Below are 12,777 nucleotides of genomic sequence, written 5' to 3' on the forward strand. Positions count from 1 at the left end.
AGGGAATCTTCTGTACAAATCGCAACGTAGTAAACCAGAAGTAGCTATCGAAACTTCCTGATACGGCGACATTATGCTGATTTCGGATCGTTCTATTTCCCGCCGCTCATTAATTCTGAAGGCATCGACCCTGGCCTTGTCACCATTTCTTTGCCCGCAAATTGCCATGGGAGCTGGCAGTGGCCCACTTACGCGGCTGATACCCTCCAGCAGCGAAGCGATTCCCGCTGTTGGACTGGGAAGTTGGATTACCTTTAATGTCGGGCGTGATATCGAGCTATTGAATGAGTGCACGGCCGTCATGGCTGCTTTCTTTGAAGCCGGTGGGCGCATGATTGACTCCTCGCCCATGTACGGTTCGTCCCAGACGACCATTGGTTACGGTCTGCAGAAATTGAAGGCCCACGACAAGGTCTTTTCTGCCGAAAAAGTCTGGACCTCAGGAGAGGGGGATAGTCAGATGGAGCAGTCCAGACAATATTGGACGGTGCCAAAGTTTGATCTGATGCAGGTGCACAATCTGCTTTCCTGGGAATCACACCTGGAAACGCTGCAGAAAATGAAGGCGAATGGTCGGGTTCGTTATATCGGGATCACGACCTCTCATGGTCGGCAGCATTCGCTGTTTGAGCAGGTTATGAAGGAATATCCGCTGGACTTTGTGCAACTGACCTATAACCCGATCAATACCGACGCGGAAGAAAGGTTATTGCCTCTTGCCAAAGAGAGAGGCATCGCTGTGATTGTGAATCGTCCTTTCCAACAGGGATATCTGACTGAGAGGTTGCGTAGATATGCTCTACCGGCCTGGTCTTCGGAGCTTCGTGTTACCAGTTGGAGTCAGTTCATATTGAAATTCATCATTTCACACCCGGCGGTCACCTGCGCTATTCCGGCGACAACCCGAGTGGACCATGTGCTGGAAAACATGGCGTCTGCGTCTTTACCGTTGCCTGATACAGAAATGCGAAGCCGCATGAAACAATACATACGGAATCTTTAATGACTGAATGGTGGACCTACCGGCCTGAACACTTTCTGTTATTTTCCGAGCGAGTTTATTGGCGTCTTCTCGAGCTCTACAATGCAGAGTTATGGCCATGGCAGGCTGGGGCGCTCCTGATTGGCGTGTTTGTGTTGTATCTGTCCTGGCGCCCGTATCCAAGATCTGGAGTGCTGATCTCGGGAGTGATGGGCCTGCTGTGGCTCATTGTCGCCTGGTCCTATCTCTGGTCTCATTACGCCACTATCAACTGGGCCGCGACCTATATGGCTGGAGCTTTTGTTGTACAGGGCATTTTATGGATTGTGATAGGTGTTCCGGGAAAGCGTTTTCAAATGAGCGCGCAGACTGGCATCCGGCGCAGTCTGGGGGGAGGGATGGTGTTATATGCGGTGGTGATTCACCCGTTCGCTGCAATCGTCATCGGCCGGTTTCCTGCGGCCTCAGAAGTATTTGGGCTTACACCCGATCCACTGGTCATTGCGTCTTTGGGAATGCTTGTTTTGTCGCGTATCAATCGGATGAATCTGATACTTTGGCTGTTACCTTGTTTATGGTGTCTGGTGAGTGGCGTGACGCTAATGACAATGGGAAGCCCGACAGCTTTAGTGCTGTTGTTATCGCCTCTTATTGCGTTAGTTGCGATTATCGTAGCCAAATACCAAAAGCCTGCCTGAAGTGATGAAGGATTGAGACGCAGGAGGGTCCATATTGTTGCTTTATGACCTTCCTGCGTGTTCTATCAACGGCCGACCAAGAGGGCTTTAGAATGCCTCATGAGGTCCGAACACTTCGTAATGGATGCGGGAACTGTCCACACCAAGTGTAACCAACTGCTGCTTGGCAAACTGCATAAACGGAACCGGTCCGCACAGATAGAAATCCCCATCGTTTAACGGAAGCTCCTGTTCAATCTGGGCAAGGTCCATAAACCCATGATGTACGTTGTCTTCATCGCTATGGTCATTTCGGTACCAGGTATGATGGGTGAGCGACAGCGTTTCCTTTAGTTGGGAAATACGCTTTCTGAAAGAGTGTTGCTCAATGTTCTCACATGCATGCAGGAAGCAAACTTTATGCTGGCTGTTTTTCTGAGCCAGCGATTCCGCGATCGCCATCATGGGGGTGATGCCCACGCCGGCGGATATCAGAACAACAGGGCTTTGCCTTTCCTGATAAAAGAAATCACCGGCAGGAGGATAGAGTTCCACTTCATCATTGAGGCGCAGACCATCATGCAGGAAATTGGAAACCAGACCGGGAGTACCGACGACTTCGCGCTTGACCGAAATCCGATAACAATCCTCGTTAAATTTATCCGACAGAGAATACTGGCGAATCTCCTCGAACTCATGGCCTGGGATGGAAAGTTTGATGCCTATGTACTGACCGGGTTTATAGTCAGAGACTGTCCCGCCATCCAATGGTTCAAATACCAGACTTTTCACCAGCTCTGATTCAATTCGCTTCTCCACAAGCCGGAACTTCCTGGTGCCTCTCCAGCCGCCGTTTTTCTCCGCATTGGTAAAATAGATCGTCTCCTCTTTATCGATAAATATGTTTGCCAGAAATTCATATCCGGCGCTCCAGGCAGCCTCCACTTCATCCGTGAAGGCATCGGCAGCCAATTCGCGCAGAGTTTCAATCAAATGATGCCCCACAATGGGATAATGCTCCGGCAGTATGCCGAGACTGGAATGCTTGTTGGCAATTCTTTCTACCATTGAGGTCAGAGATGAAAGGTCGTCCAGGTGCTTGGCATAACTGGCAATGGCACTGAAAAGTGCGAATTGCTGTTTGCCTGAGCGTTGATGGCTCATATTGAAAACGTTCTGCAGCTCCGGATTATGGGTAAACATTCGTTGATAAAAATGTTCCGTAATCGCTGGGCCAGCCGATTCCAGGAGAGGAATGGTCTGTTGAATGACTTGGATCTGTTGCTGGCTTAACGGAATTCCTGATGGCACATTGTGCTCCTTGTTGAAAGTTGGCCCAAAATAGTGTGTAGAGATTTCGTATGTAAAAAACGAAATTGAGAAAAACAGGTTTCAGGTGCAAGGTGAGGCTTTCACAATTCTCGGAACCCGAGTCCGTGACGACCAGCGCATCGCAAGACATAGCCAATTTTCAGTCCTGTCGCGGCAAGTATCATCAGTATGTGGGATACAACCTGAGTACCCAGGGAGAAGTTCTCCGGGTAGAGGTAGGAAACAAAAATCGTTGCGACGATTATCGCCATGGAAAGCACCATCAGAATGTTGCCGCTGGAAATAACAAACTGATAAGCGGCAGGGGAGCCATCCAGTGTGGGAAGACTGTTAATCATCGATATCGGCTGGGCTTTAAGACTTGCGCTCATTGTTCTCACCTTCTCTCCATTCCTATTCTCTTTTCATAGAGCGATAACCGTGCCATATTTAAAAACGCTTATTAAACAAGTAGATATGTCTTCTTGCTGTTACTTTGTAGTCATTTTGACAATAGTTGAAAGTTGTCAAAATGACCAATAAGGGTTATTTTGATTCAAGAGAAAGAATAGTGATGAAGGCATCTGCATCGTAAATCATGAGTGATATCAATTATTCCAGTCTGATTGAATTGGCCGTCGATCTGACCAGCAGCCTGACAAGTAGTGATCGGTTTGATCGGCTGTTAAGTACGATTCGTCAAACCATTGCCTGTGATGCCGTGGTATTGCTGGAGTTACAGGGTGAGCAACTGAAGCCTCTGGCCCAGCAGGGGCTGACGGCGGATTGTCTTGGGCGCCGATTCGATGTCGAGGCTCATCCGCGCTTTGCCGCGATCTGTTCGTCGCGAGCGCCTATTCGTTTTCCTGTGGATAGCCCCTTGCCCGACCCATATGACGGGATGTTGCTGGCCCATGATGGCGATTTGCCGGTACATGCCTGCATGGGATTGCCGCTACTGGCCGATGATCAGATTATCGGTGTGTTAACGTTGGATAGTATGACGCCGAAAGTCTTTGACGAGATCCCGCAACGGACACTCGACATCATCTCACTAATGTCTTCTGCCACACTTAAAACGGCGATCCTTCTGCAGCAATTGGAGCATCGGTCCCTGCATAGCCAACTGGTTGTGGAGGAGTTAACGCTTGAGGCGTTGACCAAAGACGGCGGGGAATTGATTGGCAGCAGTCCGGTAATGGATAAACTGAAGCGTGATATTGATCTGGTTGCACCATCGGATTTTTCTGTGCTGATAGAAGGCGAGACAGGAGTCGGCAAGGAGCTCGTCGCACGGACGATTCATCGTCGATCAAACCGCCTTCATGGGCCACTGGTTTACGTCAACTGTGCGGCAATTCCTGAAAACCTGATTGAAAGCGAGTTATTTGGCCATGTTAAAGGCGCTTTCACTGGGGCAGACCGGTCACGAGCGGGTAAGTTCAGTATCGCTAATCAGGGCACGATTTTTCTGGATGAAATCGGCGAATTGCCTCTGGCTGCTCAAAGTAAACTACTGCGGGTCCTGCAGAACAAAGAAATACAGCCATTGGGACAGGACAATACTGAAACAGTGAATACCCGAGTACTGGCGGCAACCAACCGGCAACTGAAAGTCGAGGTCGAGGAAGGCCGCTTCAGGGCAGATCTGTATCATCGTTTAAGTGTCTATCCTATTCACATTCCCCCGCTACGTGAGCGTGGTGGTGATATTACCCTGCTCTCCGGCTATTTTTGTGAATCCGCAAGACGAAAGCTGGGGTTGCGACAGCTAACGCTGGAAAGCCGAGCTATCCAGCGGCTTCAGGCTTATGACTGGCCGGGGAATGTCAGAGAGCTGGAGCATGTCATCAGCCGTGCTGCGCTGATTGCCAGAGGTAGTAGTGATTCTTCTATCGTCAGGATAAAGGAATCACAACTCGGGTATCTGCCTGAATTGCCTGGGATCACTCAGGTCCAGACATCGGCGGAAGGAAAGTTGCGTACGGAATACCAGGCAGATTCGGACCTCGGCTTACGTGATGCGACAGATGCTTTTCAACGTCAGCTCCTGTTGGATACATTGCATCAAGAGGACGGTAACTGGGCGGCAGCGGCCAGGAAACTCCAGGTGGACAGAGCCAATCTAAGCCGGTTGGCAAAACGTCTGGGGGTTTTGGTTAATAAGAGTATCGTGGTAAATAAGAATATCGTGATAAACAAAAACATCGGCGTTAAAGAAAAGCCTGACTAATTCCAATGTAAACTTTCGGTAAAACTTCTACGGGATCTTTTACAAAGAGGTGTCTGATAGTGCCGCTGGCATCATCGTATCCTGATTTTCATCGACAACAACCAATGATGAACAATCAGGAGCACGGCCATGATTCATTCAACCCAAAACACTGATGAAAAACTCCCCATAAGTTCGGCACTCGGCTTCCGCAAAACCCTTTTGGCTGCGGCATTAATTGCCTCTCTGGGGTGTAGCGGGCAGGTACTTGCTGACGCGACCGGTCGACAGGCACCGCAGGCTGAGCAGGCACAGTTGATAGCGCCTAAAATTCAGGTGGCTATTCTACTGGATACAAGCAGTAGTATGGATGGGCTTATTGATCAAACCCGCAATCAACTATGGGAAATGGTGGATGAATTCTCCAAGGCCAAGCAGAATGGTGTCAGTCCCATTCTGGAGGTGGCGGTCTATGAATATGGCAATGACAGACTTTCCTCTGAGAATGGTTACCTGCGTCAGGTGACAGGTCTAACCCGTGAACTGGACCGGGTGTCCGAAGCCCTTTTCTCCTTGACTACCATGGGCGGCAGTGAGTTCTGTGGATATGCCATTGATGCTGCCGTGAAAGGCTTGCAATGGAGCCAGTCCCCCTCGGATATCAGGGCGATTTTCATCGCCGGCAATGAGCCCTTTACCCAAGGCCCGGTATCTTATTCCAAAGCTATTAACCTGGCCAAAAAGCGGGACATTACCGTCAGCACGATCTTTGCCGGAAATTACAATGAGGGCACGGAAACTGGCTGGAGAAAAGGCGCTCAGCTTGCTGGTGGGAACTATATGAACATCGACCAGGATTATGAGATCGCTCATATCGTTGCCCCTCAGGATCAAAAGATTGCGGAGCTTAACAACCAGCTTAATCAGACCTATATTCCCTATGGCAGCGAAGGTGAAGCCGCTGCCAGCCGTCAGTATGAACAGGATCAGAAGAGTAACGACGTCTCTTTGGGGCTACTCGTAAAACGCGTCAAATCAAAAGTCTCGTCAGTGTACGACAATGCCAAATGGGATCTCGTCGATGCCGTGGAATCCGGTGAAGTTGCGTTGGAAGAACTGGATCAGGAGGCCCTGCCCGCGCCAATGGCTGATATGAACCCGGAAGAACAGAAAGGTTATATTGAAGCCAAAAGAGAAGAACGCCAGAAAATCCAGTCAGAAATCAAAGCATTAACCGAAGCCCGTCAAGCCTTTGTGGCAGAAGAAAAACGCAAACAGGCCAAACCCGAAGCCAACACCGTCAATGACGCGATGATGTCTGCCATCCGGGTACAGGGAGAGAAGAAAGCGTTTGTGTTTGAGTGAGGGGAAAGAGTGGGGGCTGGAGTGGGAGTCATTCCCCTCCAGTTGGTCCAAGTTTATGTGGCTTTACTTTCCAATCACTCTAACTCGAGATCGTCGTCAATAAGGTCCTCAAAGCCACAGTCTTCAATCAACTCTTCAAGTGCCATAGCCGCCTTCTCGGCATCGTATGTTTTAGCTGGGTAACCTAAGACGGTTTTTCCTGATGCTTCATCTGATTGGCTCTAACGGCACATTGCATCAATGAAACTTAACAGTTCCTTTGCTTCTTCCTCAGAAGATACCGCTCCATTGGATACGATTGAGCAAATATTTTGTGATCCGACTATCTCAGCGTAGTGCTTTATATAGTCTTCGATATATCCGTCCATATGATAACCCTGATAGACCCTGCCTCTTTCATTTAGTCTGGTTAACTTCGATCATCACTTCGTCATAACGCTGCTGAGCGTCAGGAGCTAACTTGACATGAACGTGAGACATAAACTCTTGGATCTTTTTTTCTACTGCTCCGTCCAGGTCGTGGTCAGGCTCGTAGTATTCGCGATTTAAGGGTCTGGGCTCAAAGCGCAATACAATTATATGATCGTCTGAAATTGCTAGGTTCCATACCCTTTCTTTTGGCCCCAGAGGTATATCAATAATATATCCAAAAGTGTCCGCGCCGCAGATCGCCATTTTTCGGATTTTGTTGGCAGACTGGGGGTATCTCCAAAAATCATTCTCAGGCACAATCGGGCTGTCATAGTTCTCTCTGTTTTCCCAAAGGCGTTTATTCCTGCCTCCCCAAACACCTTCGCAGCATCTCAGAATCCAGTCTTTCATATCAGACGGTTTGAACAGAGAATCTATTTTCCGATAATGTGGGTGACGCCTTTGGAGATGAACCTCAAACTTCACATAGCCAATACTGCCCTCACCAAATGGTCTGTCTCGGAAGTCCCATCCAGTGAGTAACAGTGGTATAGACATGCCCATTTCTTCATTTCTATTCCAGCGCTCATAGATGTCGTCCTGATAAATATTCAGAGACTCAGGGGCTATCGTTATGTTGACGTCAGGCATTTCATGAGGCGGGCAGCGGAACCGCAGCTCCGTACCCGACAGATTGAACGTCATCCAGGGAGCGTTGGCAATATCAGGCCCTAGAGGGTTCATTTTGGACGCTTCTAGGCGACGCAAAAACTGCATTAAGATTGTCTCCTCCAGACGCTTCCCAGTTCTCTAACTAAGGCAACAAAAGACTTAGTAATACCGCCGTGCTGCATTCGGGCACGAGCGTTAAATTCTGTCGGGCTCATGGTCGGGCTAAAATGTGGATTCAGGATCGTATTTGTGGTGTTCATCGCTAACAGGTTCCGATAAGTTTCTGCATTGAAGACTAGAGAAGTGCAAGCTCTCCGCAGACCTTCGGCACCTCCAAGGCCAACCGCAATGGCCACTGCTGGCTCCATCCCGGCCGCAATTGCCATTCCGATAGCGCCAAGACCTCCTCCGGCCTGATACACAGGTTTCAATAGGCTATTCAACGCTTTAGCATCTGTCCAGGCCTGGCCTTTCAGCATCTCGGCAGTCAACGCATGGTCCCCGCCTTTCGCCGCCAATCGCTGCCCCACTTTGTATTGTTGCCAAGCTCTGACCGTGACACTGCGCCAATCATCTTTATGGAATTTCATCACGTCTTTAGCTAACGACATCTGACGGTTTTCCACTTCGGTAAACAGTTCGTTCATCACAGGGGAAGGGGCGGCGAAAAACAACGTGTGTTTATCCAGACTAAACCGAGGCGGTAACTTCTTCAAGGCGTTCAATAGTAAGGTGGCCCCCTCACCGTGAATGGTCCAGTGAACTTCCTGATTCTGAAGTTGGGCGTTGTACAATCCTTTTGCCAGTATGGCAGCGGTATGATCGCCAGAGACAGCTTTCTGTTCCGGCGTGCGCCACTCTGAACCCCGTTGATATAGCGGTGGCGGGTTGTAAGCTAGGGTGTACCCTTCGCTTTGCAGGCGTGCAGTGTCGTCCTTGTAAGCTGCCGCAATCATGCCGGGCATAATATCTCCGGCTGCAGTATTAATATCACGGGCTAATCCGTTAATCGCTGCATGGCGGGTAGCAACTGTGTTAATGGGCCTCCTGCTAGCTTTCCATTGGCCATCCTCGTGTTCAACATGGAACAACCCGGGTTTGTGCCCGCTAGCGTGTTCCGCCCCGTCTATATCAGTGATATACACTCCCGGATTTAAACCTTTCTGGCTGTAGTCTTGTAGGACGATATAGGTAATCCGCAGGTTCTCTACCATTACAAAGTGCTCAAAAGCGTTCTGAGCATTGCTGTAGGCTTGAAATCCTTGTGCAGAGGAGGAAAGCTGGGACATTCCCCGCATTACCCGATGAGCTGTTTGAGGGCCTTGTAAGTTCACAAGACTGGCGAACCACTTAGCCAAGACGGCAGGAATGTAAATCCGGTGGCCGATACCGCTTTCAGGACCGTCTGAATATAGAATAAAGCCTGAAGAGGCTAAGCCGACCATACGCTTGAAACCATGATTATTAAGGCTGGTCTGACTGACCGGGGCTTTGACATTTGCAGATGCATTCATGGTGCAGAAGTTCTCCTTACTTATACTGCTTTCCAAAAAGAGAGGCCGGGCACTTGGCCCGGTAGTTGGCGTGTTGCCAGAGAGACAGCCTTACAGCTTCTTACCTGCATCCAGGTCGTAACCCACACGCTCAGGGGACGCGCCTTTGTTGGCACGATCAGCGGCGGTATAGCTCATGGTGAGTTTGGAGTAGCTCAGGGATAGGGTTTCGGCAGGGGCGGACTCATTACCTGCGGAGACGCTGTAACTGCTGATGATTACATCTTCCAGTTCATAGCTGACGTATTTCTCGATTTTGTCTGCAGCGGTACGCACTACATCAATCACGACTTTCACGCCCGCATCCCCGGTCAGGGATTCTTTGAACAGACCGGAAGAAGCGGTATCCATGATCTTGCTGATATTCACTGTGGACAGAGCTGGGCGGGTCGCTTCCCGGTTGGACATATGGCCCGCTTCCATGGTGATGTGACGGCCAACGCCAAAGTTGAAACTATCCAGACGAATCCAGTCTTTATAGCCTTCAGCGGTCACATTGCCTTTGACGTTGAGTTGGTTGTAGTTCATGTAAATTGCCACGGGATTCTCCTTGTATCCCGTAATGCCCTCCAATGAAGGCGATAGATTCTCATTAGGAGGGCAACGATAGGAGGCCGCTGTGTATCATTCAATCGGGATTATGGGCTACATCGTTCGTTTAGGGCATTTGGGATAGGGTGTGATTGTTAGGCTTGCTGGTGTTTCAATAATCCATGCTTGAGTAGCGATAGAGACCTGGTTCGGGTATAGATCTTGAGTAGCAGAGTGAAATTGCTGAAGGAAAAATGATTTTGGTGGGGAGGCGTGAAATTGGTGGGCCCTCACAGACTTGAACTGTGGACCTACCGATTATGAGTCTGCGTAAAACATATAATCCGGTATCACACGAAATCACAATATATAACTAAGTTATTGTTTCTAAAGGTTTTTATATACACATGGGTCACGCTATGTAATATGAAATCTTATTGTGATGTAACCCCAGTGTAACCCCGGAGAAAATGTGGAACGAAAATTCAATTTTACCAAACAAGCCATAGATGACCTACCCCTGCCTGAGACCCGGATCGAGTACCGGGATGAGAAGATCCCCGAACTGCGCCTGCGAGTAACGGCAACTGGCGTGAAGAGCTTCTCGGTGTTCAAGCGAGTTTCGGGGGGCAGCCCGGTGCGGGTCACGCTTGGCAAGTATCCGGGCCTATCACCGGTCAGGGCTCGCACGCTGGCCCTAAAACATCTGGCTGAACTGAGTGATGGGGTGAACCCGAATGAACAGCGGCGTGTTGAGGCTATGTCTGCCGTAACGCTGGGAGAAGCCTTTGAGGGCTACAAGCGCGCCCGCAAGCTCAAGCTGTCCACATTGAGGGGGTATGAAGGCGTGGTAAGTAACCACCTTAAGAAGCTCGTGGAAAAGCCCCTCAAGGACATTGATCGCCGGGTGATAGTCGATATCCATGCGGGCATTGCCTCCAAAGCTCAGGCAGACCTGACCATGCGGGTGCTACGAGCAATATTCAATTTTGCCAAGTATGAATACTGTCGCCAGGACGGTTCCTCGATCTTTCCTGAAAACCCGGTTGAGATCCTGTCCCACCGTAAGCAGTGGAACAACGTTCGACGCAGGCAGACCCATCTTCGACCTGGTGAGCTGTCAGTTTTCTATAAGGCCCTGCAGGAGGTGAGGCAACAGGAAACGCCAACTGGCCAATCCATCTGTGACGCTATGTTGTTCGCTCTGCTGACTGGGCTAAGACGTGGAGAGATCTTCAGCTTGAAGTGGGCCGACGTGAATCTGCGGGCGGCTATCTTCACGGTCTATGACACCAAGAACGGCTTGCCCCTGGAGCTGCCGATCACCAAGCACATTGATGAGCTGCTCCAGACTCAGAAGGGCCGTATTTCCTCAGAGTTCGGATTTGCCGCCGAGAATGAGTATGGCCAGGTTCGGGAGCCCAAGAAAGTGGTGGCTAAGGTTAAACGCCTATCGGGCACCCATTGCGACTTCCACGATCTGAGGCGGACATTTGCCACCACTGCGGAGCACCTTGACGTAGGCAGCTATAAACTCAAGCGACTGATGAACCACTCCACCGGACGGGATGACGTGACAGCCGGGTACATTATCCTAACGGCGGAGACCTTGCGGCAGTCCGCCGAGAAGATCCAGAGTCGCATTGTACAAAGATTGATCAGCTCAAATGTTGTTGATTTGCACCAGGTCAATTCTGCATGAATTAGGGGCAGAGTTTTTATGTTCATTTTGTAACTTTTAAGCTACACTTGTGACGCCGACCTCGGCGGGAATAGGCTGGATACTCTAAACGTAAGTACTGACGGTATACAATCAATGCCAAGAGCTGCTGCAACGACAAAGTATGTGGGTTTGACGACCACTAAACCCGATGAGATTGGCTCGTTGCTAGAATTAGTTCGTAAGACTGCGGAAGACAAAGGGGGTATGTCGGCTATCGCCAAAAAAGCGGGATTATCTCGAGAGGCGTTATACAGGGCATTGTCTTCAAACGGTAACCCGACAATAAAAACGCTAACGTCTGTGTTGAGTGCTATTGGAATGAGTCTCACCGTCGCTCCGATTAGACAGGAATCAGTGGATGACGAAACAACATGAAATATGCCTATGAAGATTTGAGCGACGATCAATTTGAGCAATTGGTCGTTTTTTTATGTCAGGAGCTGCTTGGGATTTCTACTCAGGGCTTTGCAAAAGGCCCCGATGGCGGTAGAGATGCTAAGTTCGTGGGCACTGCTGATTTATATCCAAGTAAATCCAGTCCATGGATTGGCACAACGATAATCCAGGCGAAACACACGAATGGCTATAACAAGCACTTTTCAGAAGCCGACTTTTACAGTGTAGATGGCGATTCTAGTGTGTTAAGCAAGGAAATATTAAGAATTAAGAAGCTGCGCGAAGCGAAGCAACTTGATCACTACATGTTGTTTGCGAATAGGCGTCTGGCTGCAAATGCAGAAAGTGAAATCCGCTCTTACATATCCAAGCAATGCAATGTGCCTGAATCATCTATATGCCTTTGTGGGGTTGAGCAACTGGAGATGTGGTTGAAGACCTTCCCTAAAGTGGCGGAAAGGGCAAATCTAGATATGGTTGATTCACCTCTGGTTGTTAGCCCTGATGATTTGTCAGACGTGGTATATGCCTTAGCAGATCATAAGAAAACAGGATTGATAACTGAGGATGACCCGCCAGCACCTCGGATTCCATATGCAGACAAAAACGAAATAAACAACATGTCGGCAGAGTATGCAGATACTCTCCGCAAAAGATATGACGTGGTCAACTGATTTGTGACAACCCAGTTAAGCAACTTCTCGTAATTCTTTCCAGGCCGTTTCATATTGATTCGGGCTTTGGTAATCCAAATATGAATGTAGCCGAAAGCTGTTGTAGAACATCGTGATGTAATGCAACACATCTTGCTGTGCTTCTCGTCGAGTCTGGTAGTGGTGCCATTGAATCCGTTCTTGCTTCAGGCTACCGAAGAAGCTCTCCACTACCGCGTTATCCCAGCAGTTCCCCTTTCGACTCATGCTGCCAACAAAGCCATGGGCTTT

At 49.4% G+C, this 12,777-nt stretch carries 13 protein-coding genes; 7 read left to right on the forward strand and 6 right to left on the reverse strand.

Annotated features, from left to right (window positions below):
- Positions 1 to 73: 73 nt before the first annotated feature.
- Together F566_RS0113460 and F566_RS0113465 are read left to right on the forward strand one after the other, a co-directional pair.
- Complete coding sequence (locus F566_RS0113460; RefSeq protein WP_020407521.1) at positions 74 to 1,003, forward strand: aldo/keto reductase; 930 nt, start codon at positions 74 to 76, stop codon at positions 1,001 to 1,003.
- Positions 1,003 to 1,680, forward strand: coding sequence for a DUF6064 family protein (locus F566_RS0113465; RefSeq protein WP_020407522.1), 678 nt, complete (start codon positions 1,003 to 1,005; stop codon positions 1,678 to 1,680). Before F566_RS0113460 ends, F566_RS0113465 begins: the two co-directional genes overlap by 1 nt.
- An 87-nt stretch (positions 1,681 to 1,767) precedes the next feature.
- Here F566_RS0113465 and hmpA read toward each other — a convergent pair whose 3' ends face one another.
- The gene (gene hmpA / locus F566_RS0113470; RefSeq protein WP_020407523.1) at positions 1,768 to 2,970 is read right to left on the reverse strand and encodes an NO-inducible flavohemoprotein; all 1,203 of its coding nucleotides are present in this window, start codon (positions 2,968 to 2,970) and stop codon (positions 1,768 to 1,770) included.
- Between the two features lie 101 nt (positions 2,971 to 3,071).
- The gene (locus tag F566_RS0113475; protein ID WP_020407524.1) at positions 3,072 to 3,362 is read right to left on the reverse strand and encodes a hypothetical protein; all 291 of its coding nucleotides are present in this window, start codon (positions 3,360 to 3,362) and stop codon (positions 3,072 to 3,074) included.
- 206 nt (positions 3,363 to 3,568) lie between these two features.
- Here F566_RS0113475 and norR point away from each other — a divergent pair, with 206 nt between their 5' ends.
- Both norR and F566_RS0113485 read left to right on the forward strand, forming a co-directional pair.
- A complete protein-coding gene (norR, locus tag F566_RS0113480; RefSeq protein ID WP_020407525.1) occupies positions 3,569 to 5,203 on the forward strand; it encodes a nitric oxide reductase transcriptional regulator NorR in 1,635 nt (544 codons plus the stop codon).
- 129 nt (positions 5,204 to 5,332) lie between these two features.
- Positions 5,333 to 6,547, forward strand: a complete 1,215-nt coding sequence (locus F566_RS0113485; RefSeq protein ID WP_020407526.1) for a vWA domain-containing protein — start codon at positions 5,333 to 5,335, stop codon at positions 6,545 to 6,547.
- Between the two features lie 396 nt (positions 6,548 to 6,943).
- Here the strand turns inward: F566_RS0113485 and F566_RS0113495 are convergent, their stop codons facing one another.
- The 3 genes from F566_RS0113495 to F566_RS0113505 all read right to left on the reverse strand — a co-directional run bounded on the left by F566_RS0113495 (position 6,944) and on the right by F566_RS0113505 (position 9,723).
- Positions 6,944 to 7,735 (reverse strand): hypothetical protein, encoded by a 792-nt coding sequence (locus F566_RS0113495; RefSeq protein ID WP_020407528.1) that lies wholly within the window; start codon positions 7,733 to 7,735, stop codon positions 6,944 to 6,946.
- Positions 7,735 to 9,144: a hypothetical protein gene (locus F566_RS0113500; RefSeq protein WP_020407529.1), complete on the reverse strand. Its 1,410-nt coding sequence runs from the start codon at positions 9,142 to 9,144 to the stop codon at positions 7,735 to 7,737. Before F566_RS0113500 ends, F566_RS0113495 begins: the two co-directional genes overlap by 1 nt.
- A gap of 90 nt (positions 9,145 to 9,234) precedes the next feature.
- On the reverse strand, positions 9,235 to 9,723 hold the full coding sequence (locus F566_RS0113505) for an Hcp family type VI secretion system effector (RefSeq protein ID WP_020407530.1): 489 nt from the start codon (positions 9,721 to 9,723) through the stop codon (positions 9,235 to 9,237).
- A gap of 463 nt (positions 9,724 to 10,186) precedes the next feature.
- On the opposite strand from F566_RS0113505, the gene F566_RS32845 reads away from it, so the two are divergent.
- The 3 genes from F566_RS32845 (at position 10,187) to F566_RS32855 (ending at position 12,507) form a co-directional block, all read left to right on the forward strand.
- Entirely contained in the window at positions 10,187 to 11,416 is a 1,230-nt protein-coding gene (locus tag F566_RS32845; protein ID WP_020407531.1) for a tyrosine-type recombinase/integrase, read from the forward strand.
- 114 nt (positions 11,417 to 11,530) lie between these two features.
- Positions 11,531 to 11,812 carry an addiction module antidote protein gene (locus tag F566_RS38345; RefSeq protein WP_020407532.1) on the forward strand — a complete coding sequence of 94 codons (282 nt, stop codon included), beginning with the start codon at positions 11,531 to 11,533 and terminating at the stop codon, positions 11,810 to 11,812.
- Complete coding sequence (locus F566_RS32855; RefSeq protein ID WP_020407533.1) at positions 11,809 to 12,507, forward strand: ABC-three component system protein; 699 nt, start codon at positions 11,809 to 11,811, stop codon at positions 12,505 to 12,507. Before F566_RS38345 ends, F566_RS32855 begins: the two co-directional genes overlap by 4 nt.
- Before the next feature lie 15 nt (positions 12,508 to 12,522).
- Here F566_RS32855 and F566_RS0113525 read toward each other — a convergent pair.
- The coding region (locus tag F566_RS0113525) for an IS3 family transposase (protein ID WP_020407534.1) at positions 12,523 to 12,777 on the reverse strand (255 nt) is incomplete at its 5' end.

This window comes from Hahella ganghwensis DSM 17046, assembly GCF_000376785.1.
Lineage (GTDB): Bacteria > Pseudomonadota > Gammaproteobacteria > Pseudomonadales > Oleiphilaceae > Hahella > Hahella ganghwensis.